Raw genomic sequence first — 18,652 nt, 5'->3', positions numbered from 1 at the left:
GTTAGGCCAAATTCTGCTGTGCAACCAGATGCTCGGCACCATATTTCTTTCGAAGGGCCGGCTTTTCGATCTTTCCAGTTGCATTGCGCGGCACTTCGGCAAAGATAACTTTCTTTGGTCTCTTATAGCGAGGCAGCTTCTGACAGTACTCATTAATCTCTTCTTCTGTGCATTCCATACCATCTTTTACTTGAATGACAGCTCCCGTGATCTCACCAAGACGGCTGTCAGGCAGTCCAATGACTGCGACATCCTGCACCTTCTCATAGGCACTTAGGAAATTCTCAATCTGAACTGGATAGATATTCTCACCACCGCTGACGATGACATCTTTCTTTCGGTCAACGAGGAAGTAGAAGCCATCCTCGTCCTGCATTGCCATATCTCCAGTGTAGAGCCAACCGTTTTTGAGTGTCTCAGCTGTCGCTTTCGGATCGTTATAGTAGCAAGTCATCACACCAGGACCCTTGACACAAAGCTCACCAACCTCGCCCTGCTTGACCTCGTTGCCATTTTCATCGACAATTTTACAGGACCAGCGATAGCCTGGAATACCGATGGAACCAACTTTATCAATGTTATCAAGTCCAAGATGCACACAGCCAGGACCGGTGGACTCAGACAAGCCATAATTGGTATCATACTTGTGGTGTGGAAAATACTGCTTCCAGCGGCGAATTAATGACGGTGGAACCGGCTGGGCACCAATGTGCATCAGTCTCCACTGGTCAAGCTTATAGTCTTCTAGCTTGATATCTCCTCTATCAAGAGCGGCTAAAATATCCTGAGCCCACGGAACCAAAAGCCAGACAATTGTGCACTGCTCTTTTGAGACCGCATCGAGAATAATCTCTGGTGTGGTTCCTTTCAAAAGGACGGCCTTACTTCCTGCATATAAGCTGCCCATCCAGTGAAATTTTGCTCCGGTATGGTACAGAGGCGGGATGCACAAAAAGACATCATCACGGCTGGTCAAATGGTGCTTTTGCTCCATCTGTGCCGCCTGAGACAAGCTCTCATGATTATGTAAAATGGCCTTTGGAAATCCGGTCGTACCAGATGAAAAATAGATTGCCGCATCGTCCTCTTCCTCAAGTCGAACAAGAGGCGCCTGGCTTGAGCAGTCTGCAACCAGCTCCCTATAGCTCTCTGCAAAGGTTGGGCAACCATCTCCAACATAAATTAGCAGACGACCCTTTTGCAGCTCATCAGCAATCGACTCAATTCGGCCAATAAATTCAGAGCCAAAGAACAGAATATGAACCTGAGCCAAATCGGCACAGTATTGAATCTCGTCTGCTGAGAAACGAAAGTTAAATGGAACCGCAATTGCGCCCGTCTTTAAAATTCCAAAATAAATCGGAAGCCATTCCAGACAGTTAAACATCAAAATCGCAACACGATCTCCTTTTTTGATGCCACGGCTTAAAAGCATGTTGGCAACACGGTTCGCCTTCTCATCAAAAACGCTCCATGTAATCTCTCTTCGATAGGCAACTGGGGAGGTCTGCTGAACCAGATCATACTCCTTCCAAGTTGTCTTTCTTGTATCCTTCATCAGCGGATTTAGCTCCACCAAAGCGACTTCATCTCCGTATAATTTATGATTTCGCTCCAGCAAATCAGTTACAGGCATTTTCTTTTTCCCCTTTGTTTAGTTTTCGCCATCCAGCTTTGTATTTCGTCCCAGAAGGAAGGCTCTCTGGTTGATCTCAAGAAACTTCTTTGGCACACATGCCTCAATCGCAGCCTGCCAATGTTCAATTGGAATGTCATAGTGTCTTGATAAGCGACCAAGAAGGACCAAATTGACGGCCTTCTCAGAGCCTGCCTCTCTTGCAAGGGTCAGGCAATCCATCGCATCCACATTTGCACCAGCCACTTTCATCTTCTCGATTAAATCCTGCGGATAGACAGTTGCCCCTGTCACAACCGGCATTGGATCAATCTGCTGTGTGTTGACAACCACTGTGCCATCTGGCTTTAAATAATCCAGATAGCGGGCTGCCTCAAGCTTTTCAAAGGAGACAATCAAATCTGCCTCGCCCTTATCTATAATCGGTGAATACACCTTCTCGCCAAATCTCACATAGGTGACAACACTTCCGCCTCTCTGGCTCATACCGTGCACCTCAGAAACCTTTACATCATAGCCTTCATTTAGTAAAAGCCATCCCAAAAGCTTACTTGCCAGTAACGATCCCTGTCCGCCGACACCGACGATCATAATATTCTTTGTCATTTTGTTACCTCCCCTAATGCACCTGGACGACACAACTTACTGCAGACACCACAGCCAACACACTGTGTTGCATCAATCATTGCCTTTTTGCCTCGAATGCTGATTGCCGGACAGCCTAGCTTCATGCAGGCGCGACAGCCAACACATTTCTCCTGATCGACAACAAGAGCCGGCTTATGCTTTACATATTTTAACAGTGCACACGGACGACGACTGATGATAACAGACGGCTCTGGGGTTGCAAGCTCTTCCTTTACGGCGCGGTCACACGCATCCAAATCATATGGATCAACAACTGTGACACGGCGAATGCCCATCGCACGGCACAGACTCTCCAAATCAATCTTTCCGGCCGGATCGCCCTTGATATTATAGCCTGTCGTTGGGTTTTGCTGATGTCCAGTCATTCCAGTAATTGAGTTGTCCAAAATGATGACGGTGGAGTTACTCTGATTGTATGCGATATTCGCAAGTCCAGTCATTCCAGAATGCATAAATGTGGAATCACCGATTACTGCAACTGTTCTCTTCTCGCTCTCTTCTCCGAGCGCCTTGTTAAAGCCATGGATTGCGCTGACAGATGCACCCATGCAAAGTGTCATATCAATGGAAGATAACGGCGCAGCTGCACCAAGCGTATAGCAGCCGATATCGCCAAGCACGGTACATTTATTCTTTGACAATGTATAGAATAATCCACGGTGTGGACATCCAGCGCACATCACCGGCGGACGACCTGGAATCTCCTCATCAAGTTTTCTGCCAGATGGAATCGTTCCTATTAGTTCAGCAAGCTTTGGAAATGCTTTACTTAGCTTTTCTGCAAGCAGATTTTGTGAAAACTCACCTGTCATCGGAAGTACATCTTTTCCGTGAACCGAAAGACCTAAGCTCTTGCAGTAGGTTTCAATCACTGGATCAAGCTCTTCCACAACCAGCAACAGCTCTTTTCCCTTGGCAAAGTCTAATAGTAACTTTTCTGGAAGCGGATTGACCATTCCCAACTTTAAAATGCTGACGTGATCGCCAAAAATCTCCTTCACATACTGGTAGGAGGTTGAAGAAGTGATGATTCCGACTGGCTCACTTCCCTTTTCCACGCGATTTAGCGAGCTAGTATTGGAAAACTCAGCCAGACGTGCCGTTCTCTCCTCAACAAACGGGTGACGCGCAATCGCATTGGCCGGTGTCATGACATACTTCCTGATATTTTTTTCGTACAGCTTTGTCGGTGGACAGACACGCTCTTTCGTATCAACAATACTCTGTGAATGCGCAATTCTTGTGCACATGCGAATGATAACTGGTGTGTCAAACTCCTCTGAAATTTCATAAGCTGCCTTTGCAAACTCACAGGCTTCTGCAGAATCTGCTGGCTCTAGCATCGGCACCTTTGCTGCGATTGCATAGTGTCTGGAATCCTGCTCATTTTGAGATGAATGCATTGCTGGATCATCTGCCACACATATAATCAGTCCACCGTTTACTCCAGTATAGGAGCAAGTAAAAAGCGGATCTGCTGCAACATTTAAACCTACATGTTTCATACCACAGAAGCTTCTTTTTCCTGCTAGCGATGCGCCGAACGCTGTCTCTAGCGCAACCTTTTCATTTGGTGCCCACTCGCAGTAAATTTCCTCAAACTTGACCGCTTCCTCTGTCACCTCTGTGCTCGGAGTTCCCGGATAGCTTGATACAATACTGCAGCCGCCCTCATACAGACCTCTTGCGAGTGCCTTGTTTCCTAACATTAGCTGTCTCATTTATCTATTTTTCCTTTCATTGCCGCGTTGGCGCGGTAAACTATTGCACTTTAAATCAGTAAATGCCGTTAGATACAATAATACCACTTTTCGCAGCTTGCGTAAAGTGGTATTGAAATTTTTACCTAGGTTTGCAAGATTCCCTCTCTATTAGCTCTGGCTCTATGACGATCTGACGGTCGGCGAGGGAGAGTGTTTTTTCCTGCATCAGATCTAACAAAAGCTTTGCTGCGATTTCCCCTAACTTTTCGTGCGGATGAGCGATGGTTGTCAGGCCAACTTGATAATTTTCTGCCAGAAAGGAATTGTCATATCCCGTTACTGATACATCCTCTGAGACGCGAATGCCAAGCTGAGACAATGTCTGAATTGTCTTGATTGCAATCTGGTCGTTGTAGCAGACAACGCTGTCAAACTTTATTCCTGACGCTGCCATTGCACGCAGTCTTGCAAATGGTTTAACAGCACGATCTTCTGTGTGAAACCAAATGATCCTGTCGGGATCGTAGAAAACTCCGTACTCTTGAAGCGCTTTTGCATACCCGCGATGCCTTTCTATTCCCTGCCTGTCATCTGCCTTAAACATACCAAGTATTTTCCGATGTCCCAAGGAGAGCAAATATTTTGTGATTAAATATCCACCTTTAAAATCGTCCATCATCACATATGGGCGGTCACTTAATTGTTCCATTGTTCCCTGAATAAACACATATGGGATATGGAATTCGTCTAATTTTTTGTACAGAGCAATATGACGACAGTAAATCTCACTCTTACTTGGTTCAATAATCAGACCTTCTATATCCTTTGAAAGAAGCTCCTCCAGGCATTTTCCTTCTGCGCTGGAGGAATTTTTTGTATTCTTTAAGATAATACTGTAGCCATTCTCTGTCATAACTTGATCAATTCCCTGAATAACAGACGGAAAAATATAATCTGACAGGTATGTCGTCACAACAGCAATATTGCGAGATGTCTTTGTATGACGTCCCATCTCCGAACAAAATGTTCCTTTGCCGTGAACAGCATAAATATAGCCTTCATGCTCCAAAATTGCGAGTGCCTTTCTAACTGTATGACGGCTCACCTGATAAAAAGCAGCCAGTTCATTCTCCGACGGCATTTTATCACCTGCCTGGTAAGTACCATCTACTATTTTTTGTTTCAGTTCACTCATTAACTTCCAGTATTTAGATTCCTGGCTGTCTGGGTTTGCCATATTATTTTCTCCTTCAAACAATCACTTTTTTTCTAGCTTATCATTTGTCCTTTCTTTTTGCAACAAAAAAACACCAAAGACAAACTAAAACCTTACGATTTTGCCTGTCCTTGGCGCTTCTTTTATTCATTCTTATATCTTATTCTTTTTCCTTTTTAACTTGCGCTGTTTATTTTTCCAGCCAACGCTTTCTAATTGCAAATGCTGCTGCCTTTGGCTGACGCTGTCTTGTGAAGATTCCCTTCTTGTTGCCATCAATACGGCGAAGACCGAAGCTCGTCATGAAATCTGCAAATGCCCAAATATGCTCACCTGCTACGAAATCGCAGGAATCAATTGCACGATTATTTTCCTCTAGATAGGATACCTGATATTCCTCTGAGAAAATTACCTCTGGAAGCTTATGCATTCCAGCAATCGTATCAGCGCCATACTCTGTAACAATAACAGGCTTATGATATTTTGCGTGCCAATCTTCCAGATCCTTTTTCATCATTGGATAGATGGTTTCAATTCTGCCGGTATGCAGATACCAAGCAAAATAACGGTTGATGCAGACAACATCAAACAGCTGAGAGATATTGTCTTCCTGTACATCTACGCACATAACGCCTGTAACTGGGCGCGTGTCATCAAGTGATCGAATCTGCTTTACTACCTCTGTAAAATACGTCCGCGCACTCTCCTCACTTGAATGAGGCTCATTGGTCACACTCCACATTACAACACATGGATGATTCTTATCGCGCTGATACAGCTCTCTTAGAACGGTCTTATGATGCTCCAATGTCTTTTCATTGACGCGCTCCGGTGTAAAAACATCCGGTGCATTCGGAATAAACAGATTCATACCAACTGCCGGAACTTCATCAATGATAACAAAGCCCTGACGGTCTGCTAGCTGCATCATTTCTTCAGAGTACGGATAATGAGATGTACGGAAAGAGTTTGCACCCATCCACTTTAACAGCTCAGCATCTCTTACGTTAAGCGCCTGATCCAGACCCTTTCCGCGAATATCGCTGTCCTCATGCTTACCAAAGCCCTTGAAGTAGAAGCGCTTTCCATTGATCTTAAACTCTTTTTCAGTAACTTCAATTGTTCTCACACCAAATGGCAGTGTGTAATGATCTGTATTTTCAGCAGAATTTTCCCCATATGTAATATCAAACTGATACAGATATGCTGCACCTGGTCCCCACAGATGAGCATTGTTAATAATAATTTTTCCCTTTTGACCCTCTCCGTGCGCAACTACTTCCCCTTGTTCGTCGCGAATCACAACATGTACTGGCTGCTCACTAGAAGCTCCAGCTGTTTCGATTTCATATGATACAATTCCGTCAGTACCCTCAATTGTTGTCTTTACGGTAACGTCTGATACGTATGACAGAGGCGTTGTGTAGAGACGAACAGGACGATGGATACCAGAATAGTTAAAGAAATCGAAGAAATATTCCTGCTCCCAATGTCCCTCTGGATAGAGCCAGTTTTTAACAAATTTGTACTCACCGCTTGGAATGCAGCTCCAGTCAAGAAGATTGCTGACAGCTACTGTCAAACGATTCTTTCCCTCATGCACCTTATCGGTGATATCTGCCTCAAATGGAAGGAAGCCGCCCTTATGACGTGCAATTTCCTCACCATTTAAATAGACAACTGCATGCTGAGTTACACTGCCAAAACGAATCACAATGCGCTGATCTTTCATCCAGCTGCGCGGAATCACGGCATCAGTCTCATACCATACCCAGCCAACATGATCTCTGAGCTCTTTATCGGTTGTGATATCATTGTAGCTTGCTGGAACTGGCATGTCAGAAAAACCTTTTAACGGCTTCTCATACCACTTTTCCTCAAAACCCTGCTCCATTTGGTTGTCCTTTTTAAATCTCCAGATACCATCAAGACTTTTTACCTGGCGTATCTCGTTTTCAATTGGATACAGCATCTTGTTTTCTCCTTTCGCAAATTATATTTTATTATTCCTTTACAGCACCGATCATAACACCCTTTGTAAAGTACTTCTGAACGAACGGGTATACACAAAGAATCGGAACTGTTGCAACTATTGTTGTCGCGTAACGAATTGTGATACCAATTGCCTCTGTATCACTTCCGCCTGATCCAGTCTGCATAGACTGAGTTGAAGAAAGAAGAATCTCTCTTAAGATAACCTGCAGTGGAAGCTTGGAGCGATCACGGATAATAGCAGATGCCCAGAACCAACCATTCCACTTCTCTACGCCGTAATACAGAACCATAACGGCAAGTGTTGCCTTTGACAGCGGAAGCACAATACTTCTTAAAATTTTCCAATGAGTTGCACCATCAATCTGCGCTGCCTCAATCAAACTTTCCGGTATGGATTCAAATGCCGTTCTCATGATAATCATGTTAAAGGTATTGATCAACCACGGAATAATCAGACCCCAAAGGGTATTATTTAAATGTAAACTCTTCAAGTTTAAGTACGTTGGGATCAAACCACCACTAAAGAACATAGTAATCATGATAAAAATCATTAATGGTTTTTTCCACATTACGTTCTTTCTGGACAATACATATGCTGCTAAAGATGTCATAACCAGGTTCAGTGATACACCTACTACCAGGATAATTAATGTATTCTTATAACCAGATATGATATTCGGATTCAAGAAAACTTTCTTATACGCCTCTACTGAAAATCCTAAAGGTGTCAGTAACGGTCCCATATGTGCCATCATTTTGCTTGGCTCACTGAAAGATGCCATTAAGCAATACCACATTGGGTACAGACACATCATAACCAGTGCAGTCAGAAAGCAATAGTTAAATACCTGAAATACATAAACCGAAGCCGATTGTCTAATTTTTTTCCTGCTTGCCATTTCGCATTCTCCTTTCTTACCACAGACTGGTTGCTGCAACTCGTTTGCTTATCTTATTTGTCACAACCAAAAGGATACAGTTAATTACTGAGTTAAGCAAACCAATTGCCGTTGAATAACTCCAGCTCTGCTCCTGCAGACCAACTCTGTAGATATAGGACGAAATAATATCGGCAGTTTCATATGTTGCACTACTGTAGAGCAGGATTGTCTTTTCATAACCCATGCTCATCAAATTTCCGACTCTTAAGATAAACATGGTAATGATTGTCGGCGTAATTCCAGGTATTGTTACGTTAAGCGTCTGCTGCCACTTTCCTGCACCATCAATTTCTGCTGCTTCATATAACTGCTGATCAATTCCAGCAAGTGCAGCTAAGTAAATAATGGATCCCCAGCCGACCTCCTGCCAAATATCAGAAACGATATAAATCGTTCGATATAGCTCTGGTCTTTGAAGAAGTGCAGAACGTGATCCGCCAAACAATACAATGATATCATTCAACAGTCCGTCAGACATACAGAACTCTTTAATGATTCCTGCAGTAACAACCATAGAAACAAAGTGCGGCAGATAGCTAAGTGTCTGCGCAACAGATTTATATTTTTTACAATGTACTTCATTTAAAAGAAGTGCGAGAATAATCGGTGTTGTAAAGCAAAACAGAATGCTATATAAACTAAGAAGTAGTGTATTTCTTAACAGACGGCCAAAATATGGTCCTGTAAAAAATCGCTCAAAATGTTTCAAGCCAACCCATTTACTTCCCCAAATTCCTTTTGCTGGTGCATAATCCATAAATGCAATGATAACGCCATACATTGGCTTATACATAAACATCACATAAAACAAAACAACTGGAATAAACATAATGTAAAGTGAACGGTTTCGTTTCCAGTCCTTTTTCACTCTTACTCCAAAAGACCCGTGAATATTTTCTTTCATAGTTATGTCCCTCATTTTTCTTTTTAAAAACAAACGGGAAGAAGTCTGCCCTCTTCCCATTTGTCTTCAGTCCTGCAGCAATAGTTATCTTGCGTTATAACGAGCAAGTGCATCGTTCAGGATCTCAGTTGCACGTTCAAGACCAAACTGATCCAGGGTCTTAAGATAAGCATCAAAACCAGTCTCAATATCCTCGGTACCCATGATGAACTTTGTTGTCATCTCTTCTACATAGGTACTCATCTCATTGATGATAGTTGCATACTCGTAGCTCTCGTCCTCTGTCGGAGAAACAGTCGGGAGTGTGGTTTCCTTGGAATTGCAGTCGTTCCATGTATACATAGCGTTGATTGCTTCCGGATCCTGGAAGTACTGCATCTGATAATCACCAGACTGTACAAACGGTCCATTGTAGCATGCCATTGCATACTTAGCGATTGCCTGGCTGATCGGCCATCCTTCCGGATTATTTAAGATCTCATCAGTGTAAACTGGCTTGCCATCTTCAATTGTGTAGCTGACACCCTCTTCACCAAAGTTAAACATCATATATCCTTCTTCGCTGTAGCCATAGTCAAGAAGCTTTGCTGCAGTTACAGGATCCTCACATGTTCCACCGATTGCAATACCTCCATCGTAGAACTGAGTATTACGGAATCCGTACTGTGGCTCATCACCCTTATTCAGAACCGGCCACTTTGCTGCTGTCAGATTGAAGTCTGGGTTTTCTTCCTTTGCTAAGGTATTTACAGTCTGTAAAGTACCGCCAGCCCATGCCATAGTTGCTGCAATCTTACCAGATGCAAGCTTTGTGTTAGTCTGATCCTCACCGCCGGAGAACATATCCGGATCAAGTAATCCTTCCTCATACCACTGATGCATGGTAGTTAAATAATCCTTATACTCTGCCTTAGATGGTCCATATACACATACACCATCATCTACTACAAATCCTTCTGGTGTTCCATATGCGTAACCAAAAGTCTTTCCCTTGTCACCAAAGTTCCAGGAAAGCGGAACGTCTACGCCATTCTCCTTGAATGCAGTCAGTACATCATGCCACTCATCGATTGTCTCCGGTACCTCAAGATCCAACTCTTCCAGAAGATCCTTTCTGATCATCGGTCCCATACAAGTACATCCCTCATCAATTTCCTTGATACTTGGGAATACATAATACTTACCAGAGTCAGTCTTTACCTGACGGTCAATATCTGGGTTTGCTTCCAAGAATGCCTTTAAGTTCGGACAGTAGTCGTTAATCAGATCAGTCAGATCAAGGATAACGCCATCAGCGATAGCCTTCTCTGGTCCACCCGGATAGGTGCTGCTACTTGACCAGTTTCTATGCCACAGATCCGGATAATCGCCGTCTGCAATAATCAGGTTAAACTGCTCAGTTGCCTGTCCTGCTGTCGGATGCTGGAATTCAATTGTAACTCCAGTCTTCTCCTGCCAGTCTTTTCCGATTTCGGTATCTGCCAGGCTGTTGAAGTTTGCGGATACACTTGAGTTAAGCTCGCCCCAGTACACGAATGTTGCATCTGTGTCCATTGGATAAGTGGTCTCCTCTGCCATTGCAGCGGTTCCCATGCCCATTGCCATAACAGATGCCATAGCAAAGCCTAATACTCTTCTTCCTACCATCCTTTTCATAGAAATCCTCCATCTTTCTGTCTGAAAACCCCTGTTTTTTTATACTTTTTCAGACAATTTATTGTGATTTATTTTTTGCTGTCCTTTTTTTATGAATCTAGTTGTGTACTTTTCACAATTCAAATTCATATTCCCCAAAACGTTTTGTCTGATTCTATTATATCAGCTCTTTCTAATAAAACTTTGCATTTCAAGTACAAAATATGTGTTTTTCTGCTTTTCAAAATGAACACTTGCACAAATTCAAACATATATAGCCACTATTTTTTGAGTGATAATTACTTACAACAGTCCTAGAGATACAGTTTAACCATGTATGAAGATGGTTCTTCCTTTCCATACTGCTTCGGAGAACACCCAAAAGTTTTTGTAAAACTCTTAATAAAATGGGCATAATCTCTAAATCCACTCTCATAGCATGCCTCTGTTACTGAAATGCCCTCCAAGAGAAGTTTCTGTGCATAAACAAGTCTTTTTGATATGACATAATTCCACAGCCCATATCCAGTGCTCTTCTTAAAGGCATGGCTTAAATATGACTGGCTGACATTTAGGGCATCTGCAATATCCCGAACCGATATATTCTCTGTCATGTGTGTATTAACATAATCAAGTGCCTCACCGACAAAACCTGCAGCACTCTCCCATTCACCAGATCCTTCCGCCATACGCATTTGCTGCGAAATCTGAATCAGCAAAATCTGAAACCATGCAGAACATAAAAGATCTGCTCCATATTCCTTTTTCTTCCACAGATTTCTCATCTGCATATGGTCATGCACAAACCTGTTCATATCATTCTCTGAAAAGTGTAAAATATGTGCCTTGTTCTTATGAAACACACTCAGCAGATTTGTCTGTGCTGTCGACAGATCCTTTAACATACTATCTGATACATGTATAAGAATACGCTCATACTCCGAATCATCCTGGTGAAATGTGCGGTGAATCTCACGAGGATTAACAATCACGATGTCGCCATATTCTAATTTTTTTCGTCTTCCTTCAATCCAAAAATCCACGTTTCCGCGAATAAATACAATTACTTCATAATGCGTTGAATGAATATGTAGTCCCCACTGCTGCGCAACAGTAACAGGACGATCAATCTCAAAGTTATGCTGAAAATCCGTTACCTCATACGTTTGACATCGCTTCTCATTTTCAAATTTATTCATAAAAAAAGCCCCTTTCTTCGATTATTCGTCCATGCCATTCTGATATGGTCATTATACTAATTCTCGAAGAAAAAGGCAATTTTGCTTCTTAAAATATCCTTTATATCAGCCCTTTACAGCACCAATCATAACACCCTTTACAAAGTACTTCTGAATGAACGGATAGATACAAAGTACCGGTAACGTTGTCAGAATAATTGTAGAATATTTGATAGCCTCTGCGAACTGATTTACCTGATCGTTTTCTGCTGCAGCAGAGTTCAAAACATTAGAGTTTGCAATCAAAATTGCACGCATAATATTCTGAATCGGAAGCTTCTCATTATCCTTCAGGTAAATAGATGCGTTAAACCATGCATTCCAGTGAGCAACACCATAGTAAAGCAAAAGAACTGCCAGTGTTGCCTTAATCAGCGGAACGATAATCTTAAACAGGATAATTACATCATTTGCACCGTCGATGTATGCAGATTCCTTAAGGGACTCCGGAACAGACTCGATCGCTGTCTTACAGATGATGGAATTATATACGCTCAGTGCGCCAGGAAGAATCAATGCCCAGAGAGAATTGTAAAGACCAAGACTTCTAACATTCAAGTATGCAGGAATCATACCACCCGAGAAGAACATCGTAAACATAATTAGTCCCTGAATCAGAGGCTTGAACATAACATCCTTAGATGCCATAAAATATCCTGCGAACAGTGTCAGCAAAATGTTGATTGGCAGAGAAACTGCCAAAACAATCAATGTGTTCTTATATCCAGACAAAAGCAGCGGATGAGAAAATGCCATCTTATAAGCACCAAACGTTACCTCATGCGGCCACAGCATAATACCTGGATGAGATACCAGATAAGTATTCGATGTCATGGATGCACAAAGTACATACCAGATCGGATACAATGTCACAAAACACATGCAGAGAAGAATTACAGTGTTAATAATAACAAATATTTTATCTCCCAAGGAGGATTTCATTTTTTGTTTTTTTACTTTTGTTTGCATCCCAAACTCCCTCCCTTTATTAGAATAAACCTGCATCTGTTGCCTTCTTACTGATCATATTAGTAAGCATCAGGAAGAAAACATTGATAATGGTGTTGAATAATCCAATCGCGGTTGACTTTGAATACATTGGGTTTCCACTTCCGCCAAAGGACAGACGGTATGTATAAGTAGAAATAACATCAGCCGTAATATAAGTTGCTGAATTGTACAGAAGCAATATCTTCTCATAGCCTACGTTTAAGATATTACCCATACGAAGGATAAACAGAACCATGATCGTAGGAACAAGACCTGGCAGTGTAATATGAATCATCTGCTTGAAGCGGTTTGCACCATCCACACGTGCTGCCTCGTACTGCTCCTGATCGATACTAGAAAGAGCTGCCAGATAAATAATGGAGTTCCAGCCAATTCCCGACCATATATCGGAAAGGACATAAATAGTTCGGAAATATGCTGGATTAGCCAGATAATTTTGTGCCTTTCCGCCAAATAATACTGCTATCTGTGCAAACAATCCATCTTGCATACAAAATGTTTTTAAGAGTCCACATAGCACAACCATAGAAATAAAATATGGCATATATGTTATGGTCTGTACTGTTCTCTTAAATGCACTGTTCTTCACCTCATTGATCATAAGCGCCAGAATAATTGGTGCCGGGAATCCGAACAAAATCGTAAGACCACTAATTAAAAATGTATTTTTCAGTAATCGTCCAAAATACGGATCTGTAAAGAAATTCAAAAACCATTTATACCACGGATTGGACCAGCTTGATCCCTCAATTCCACGCGTAATCTTGTAATCCTTAAATGCAATTACAAGTCCATACATCGGTTTATAGCAGAAAAGGAAAAGATAAATCAATACAGGAAGAATCATAATATACTTCCATTTATTTTTATGCCAATCTCTTTTCAGCCGTTTCGATAAGGGTGCTTTGTGTCCCTTAGCTACTGCGTTTGCTTTCATAAGAGCCTCCTTTTTTGAATAGATCAGACATGTCTCTGAAACAATTCCGGCAGTGGAAACTACTTTTTCCACTGCCGGAAAAGGCAGATTACTTATTTTAGAATCTTATTTTGCTTTTTGACATATCTAATCAATAACTGATTATGAACGGTTGATTAACGAGCCAGATATCTGTCATATGCAGCCTGACGGATTTCAAGAATCTCACTCAGGTTATAAGACTCAAGATCTTTCTGATACTGCTCCCATACAGCATCATCATTGATATCCTTAGCACCTGTCAGGAATGAAGCGTAGCTTTCATTTACAAAAGTAGGAATATTCTGGGAAATCTCATCAAGTTTATCAGATTCTTCGATTGTGAAGCTGATACCAACTGGATATCTCCAACCGCTAGTAATCTCTCTGTTCTTCTCTTCATCTTCATCAATATAGAACCAGGTATTATTGGCATCAATTGCAGTCTGGCTATTCTTCTGATACAGAAGGTTAGTAGCCTGAATACAGCAGCTTCCCCATGTTGCACCATTGTACTTTGTCATAGGGTCAGTATCTGGATCATCCTTTACAAGGCTTGTGAACTGCGGAACACCGTCCTCATCATACTCCCAAGATACACCCTCATCACCATAGTTCCAGTAAAGCATACCCTCTTCTGTATATGCATAATTAAGCATCTGTAAGCAAAGCTTCATTGTATCTTCATCTGCAGTCTTTGTTATAACTGTTGTATGTTTTCCAACGCCAGGGCCTCCAAAAACAGCTGAAAGAGAACCATCATCTGCTGTTGGATATGGAATGCCAATCCATGTACCCTCATTTCCAGCAGCTTCCTCTTCCTTGTTCCATATATTCAACTGTCCCATAGACGTGTAGCTGACACCACACTTTTCATTATGGATTTTATCCTTAATGGTCGTATCATCCTCAGTCAGCATATCTTGATCAAGTAGACCTTCACTCCACATCTTATTCATCCAACTGACATAATCACGCCATCCATCATCCGCTGCCCCTAAGCCTACCTTGCCATCATGTACATAATAGCCGTAGTTTGTATTAACCGAGAAACCGGCGTATGCTCCAAATGCGCCACAAATACCCATATCATTGATACGTGTAGAAGCACTATCAAATGTTGCACCATACTTCTCATTAAATACACGGATTACATTCTCAAACTCAGAAATAGTCTTCGGAACTTCAAGACCACACTCATCCAGCCAGTCCTTACGAACAACCGGGCCTTCGTAGCTGTCATTCCAACCGCCATCCTCACGGAAGAATCCAAATGTATAGTAACGACCCTGGTCATCCTTCATCGCCTTGTCATATGCCGGGTTAGTCTGCAGGAATGCATAATAATCTGGTGCATACTCCTGAATATAATCAGTCAGATCCCAGATGATCTCGTCATCAATATACTGTGCTGCATTATCCATTACATAACATTGCATTATATTTGGAAGACTAAACGGATCTGCCATCAATGTGTTTGTAAATGTGTTTGCATCAGAACCTGTGGTCGGGAAACTCCAATCAATATTTACACCAAGATGCTTAGCCAGACCAGTATGGAACGGAGACTCAGATGCATCCTTAAATTTTTCATGAGGCACAATACCTTCCTGTGCATACCAGGAAACGCTCTCAATATCTGTCTCAAGAGGATAAGTGATGCTGCTTGTCTTCTCTTCTGCTGCTGCAGGCATAGCGAACATTGATGCTGCCATCGCTGTCATTGTGATGGCGCTAACCATCTTCTTCATGTTTTTTTTCATTTTTATTCCTCCCTTTCATGACAAAACATAACAAAACTCAATACCACTATTTGCAATAAGAAGCAGGATTATTTTTCCATCTTCACCGCAAAAAAATTCAATTTCATTTGCTTTTTGTTTTGTTATTTGTCATATTTTTATTGTTTTAAAACCGTGTCGCAACCATGATTATGAATTTTTCACAATCATTTCTCATTTTTTTCAAAACGTTTTGTTTGATTACATTATATCAGCACTTTTCTATAAAACATTGCTTTTTAGGTGCAAAATGTGTGTTTTTGTGTTCTTAGCAACTTAAAAACTCATCAATATCAACATTATTTTTAACTTTTAATCCCTTTATTTATAGATTTAGCTTTACCATATAGATAGAATCATCACTTTTTCCATATTGTTTTGGCGAGCATCCGAATGTTTTTGTGAAGCTTTTTATGAAATGTGCATAATCTTTAAATCCACTCTCGTAGCATGCCTCTGTTACTGATGCACCTTCTACAAGAAGCTTCTGCGAATATACAAGACGCTTTGAAATAACATAATTCCACAATCCATATCCTGTGCTTTTTTTAAACTCATGGCTCAAATAATAGCGACTGACATTTAAAGCATCTGCAATGTCCTGCACAGAAATATCCTCCGTCATATGTACATTAACATATTCAAGCGCCTCACCGACAAGACCTGACACACTTTCCCAAGGTCCAGCTCCTTCTTCCTGACGCATTTTCTGCGAGAGCTGCAAAAGCAGAATCTGAAACCACGCAGCTCCCAAAAGATCTGCTCCAAACTCCTTTTTCTTCCACATTTTCTTCATCTGCAGCTGATTACTTATAAACTGCGACATTTCTTCCTCTGAAAGATGAATAATATGCGTCCTATTCTTATGAAATACGCCTAAAAGGTTAGTCTGCGCCGTTGACAACTCCTTTAGCATGCTGTCTGATACATGAATCACAATGCGCTCATATTCAGTATTATCCAAAATAAAAATACGATGCATCTCACGTGGACTTACAATTACTACATCACCATACTCGAGTTTTTTCCTTCTTCCTTCAATCCAACACTCCGCATTTCCGCGGATAAATACTAATAACTCATAATGAGTGGAATGAATATGAAGCCCCCACTGCTGCAGCGTTGTAGTCGGATGCGTAATTTCAAAATTATGCTGAAAATCTGTCACCTCATAGGTCTGACATTTCTTTTGATTTCCAAATTCATCCATAAAAAAAGCCCCTTTCTTCAAAATTTGCATTTTGTCAGCCGTATTGGGACTATTATACAAATTTTCGAAGAAAAAGGCAATTTTTTTCAAATTTCAAACATCATTTAGCATTCACGTTGCATTTTCTTATGCAAACTGTTCTGTCAGCGTAACCGCCTCAATCCAGCACGCTTTTTTATCATCCATTTTTGGCCATTCCTGCAGGTAGATATGATCTCCCTCATGCAATGGATGAAGCACTGCTGTGATTTTTGTTGGGAAGTCAAAATATCCTAAACTAAAGAGTGCCTTCTGACCCGTATAGAAATAATCGTTTACCTTTCTGCCATTTACAAAAAGTTCCATGCTTTCACATGCATAATCAAAAGAAAGAATACAATCATAGCCTTCCTTACGGCCATTTCTATTTTCCCTTTCATACTGCATGCTGATCTCATAGATCTTTTCGTCACCATTTAATGTTTCTGGCTGACCGCAGCTGTTTACAAGCTTGCCAGAAAGCTCCTCTGATGTCTTGGCAGACTGTGCAAATAAAACGCTTGTCTGTACATTTGCATTATTCTGGCTTCTCTTATAAACTGTAAGCTCACCCTCGCCTGCAATCTCCTTAAAATCTGCCGGTAATACATCCTTTGACAGCTTCGGGAATGTACGAATAATAGTTTCTTCACCGCCAACTACACGAAGAACACCGCTCTCTTCCCATACAAAATCATCTGACAACACAAGATATTCCTGATGATCCTTTAATGTAACTCTTGCTGCTGACAATGCGTCTGCACGGCTAAGATGCAGAACCTTCGCAGGTGTACCATCCCATGTAAACTGTGGGTCTTTATCACCGTAGAATACGTATACATCCTCATCCTTGCATGACAGCTTGCAAAGAGGTGTCGCAAGTGCACTCACCAAAACTGCATTTTTGAGCTTCATATTATATGGATAGAATGCGTACTCGCCAGAAGCAATATCTGTTTTAGGAAAACGAACTGGCTCACCTTTTGTTTTTCCTTCAAGCACAACATCTTTATGATCATCCATTGTCAATCGTCTCTGATAGTTGTTTACAAAGATATAGCCATGGCTATCGTCGTGACGAATGGACATGCGAAGCGTATGGGTGTCACCCGGCTTTACAAATTCCGGATCAATATCGGCTGGAAGCACTGCCAAATCACCACCAAAATCCTGTAAAAAGTAAGCAAGCAGGCGAATCTCACGGTAATTGTCAGAGATCGTTCCGTACTGGCGAATCGGTGCATTAAAATCATAGTTAATCTCTGGAAGATCATTTGAATATCCTGTCGCACGGCTCTCCTGAAGTGTGGAAAGCTTGCTATCTGGATTGCTGCCACCATGATACATGTAGTAGCCTAGCAGTCCAACACCGCTTCCAAGCTTTGTAAGCGACATCGCACCCACATCATTTCCAGAAACAATAGGACGTCTGTGCTTTGTCACCTGTAAGCCGCCGCCAAGCTCTGCTGTAAGATACGGAAAATCATCCTGATTGAATGTAACTGTATCGTCCACATGATGATCACTTGCAATAAGTGCATCGTTTCTGATATGGCTAAATACATAATTTGAGTTTGGCTCAATCTCGGTAATGCGCTGATCCCAAGGTGCCTCGCAGTAACCACCCATGACAGGAAGAAGTCCTCCAGTCACAGCGCCGCCCCAGCCTGTTGCCGTGTAAAGTGGCAGATCAAAACCGATCTCTCGTGCCATTGCTGTAAGTGTGCGCATATGCTGCTCACCCTTTTCTCCATTATATCC

14 protein-coding genes are annotated in these 18,652 nt (G+C 41.8%); all 14 read right to left on the bottom strand.

Going from position 1 to position 18,652, the window contains the following annotated elements:
* Position 1: 1 nt before the first annotated feature.
* Positions 2–1,636: a class I adenylate-forming enzyme family protein gene (locus tag LKD48_RS03825; RefSeq protein ID WP_308731240.1), complete on the bottom strand. Its 1,635-nt coding sequence runs from the start codon at positions 1,634–1,636 to the stop codon at positions 2–4.
* Positions 1,637–1,654: 18 nt separating this feature from the next.
* Positions 1,655–2,242 carry an indolepyruvate oxidoreductase subunit beta gene (locus LKD48_RS03820; protein ID WP_308731239.1) on the bottom strand — a complete coding sequence of 196 codons (588 nt, stop codon included), beginning with the start codon at positions 2,240–2,242 and terminating at the stop codon, positions 1,655–1,657.
* Positions 2,239–4,005: an indolepyruvate ferredoxin oxidoreductase subunit alpha gene (iorA, locus tag LKD48_RS03815; protein WP_308731238.1), complete on the bottom strand. Its 1,767-nt coding sequence runs from the start codon at positions 4,003–4,005 to the stop codon at positions 2,239–2,241. The genes LKD48_RS03820 and iorA overlap by 4 nt, the downstream gene beginning before the upstream one ends.
* 121 nt (positions 4,006–4,126) lie before the next feature.
* The gene (locus LKD48_RS03810) at positions 4,127–5,224 is read right to left on the bottom strand and encodes a GntR family transcriptional regulator (RefSeq protein ID WP_308731237.1); all 1,098 of its coding nucleotides are present in this window, start codon (positions 5,222–5,224) and stop codon (positions 4,127–4,129) included.
* A gap of 169 nt (positions 5,225–5,393) precedes the next feature.
* Complete coding sequence (uidA, locus tag LKD48_RS03805; protein WP_308731236.1) at positions 5,394–7,175, bottom strand: beta-glucuronidase; 1,782 nt, start codon at positions 7,173–7,175, stop codon at positions 5,394–5,396.
* 31 nt (positions 7,176–7,206) lie between these two features.
* Positions 7,207–8,097, bottom strand: a complete 891-nt coding sequence (locus LKD48_RS03800; RefSeq protein WP_227100087.1) for a carbohydrate ABC transporter permease — start codon at positions 8,095–8,097, stop codon at positions 7,207–7,209.
* Positions 8,098–8,113: 16 nt separating this feature from the next.
* Entirely contained in the window at positions 8,114–9,043 is a 930-nt protein-coding gene (locus LKD48_RS03795) for an ABC transporter permease (RefSeq protein WP_227100088.1), read from the bottom strand.
* Positions 9,044–9,127: 84 nt separating this feature from the next.
* Entirely contained in the window at positions 9,128–10,699 is a 1,572-nt protein-coding gene (locus tag LKD48_RS03790; RefSeq protein WP_308731235.1) for an extracellular solute-binding protein, read from the bottom strand.
* Positions 10,700–10,992: 293 nt separating this feature from the next.
* Positions 10,993–11,877 (bottom strand): helix-turn-helix transcriptional regulator, encoded by an 885-nt coding sequence (locus LKD48_RS03785; protein ID WP_227100090.1) that lies wholly within the window; start codon positions 11,875–11,877, stop codon positions 10,993–10,995.
* 105 nt (positions 11,878–11,982) lie between these two features.
* Entirely contained in the window at positions 11,983–12,885 is a 903-nt protein-coding gene (locus LKD48_RS03780; protein WP_227100091.1) for a carbohydrate ABC transporter permease, read from the bottom strand.
* 19 nt (positions 12,886–12,904) lie between these two features.
* Positions 12,905–13,864 (bottom strand): ABC transporter permease, encoded by a 960-nt coding sequence (locus LKD48_RS03775; RefSeq protein WP_308731234.1) that lies wholly within the window; start codon positions 13,862–13,864, stop codon positions 12,905–12,907.
* A 155-nt stretch (positions 13,865–14,019) separates the two neighbouring features.
* On the bottom strand, positions 14,020–15,645 hold the full coding sequence (locus LKD48_RS03770) for a type 2 periplasmic-binding domain-containing protein (RefSeq protein ID WP_308731233.1): 1,626 nt from the start codon (positions 15,643–15,645) through the stop codon (positions 14,020–14,022).
* A gap of 343 nt (positions 15,646–15,988) precedes the next feature.
* On the bottom strand, positions 15,989–16,873 hold the full coding sequence (locus LKD48_RS03765) for a helix-turn-helix transcriptional regulator (RefSeq protein WP_308731232.1): 885 nt from the start codon (positions 16,871–16,873) through the stop codon (positions 15,989–15,991).
* A 126-nt stretch (positions 16,874–16,999) separates the two neighbouring features.
* Positions 17,000–18,652: beta-galactosidase (locus LKD48_RS03760; protein WP_308731231.1), on the bottom strand; the 1,653-nt coding region annotated here is incomplete at its 5' end.

The organism is Anthropogastromicrobium aceti (assembly GCF_020687335.1).
In the GTDB taxonomy this organism is placed as follows: domain Bacteria; phylum Bacillota; class Clostridia; order Lachnospirales; family Lachnospiraceae; genus Anthropogastromicrobium; species Anthropogastromicrobium aceti.
The sequence above is the reverse complement of the archived record's forward strand: the minus strand, read 5'-3'. Positions and strand labels throughout refer to the sequence as shown.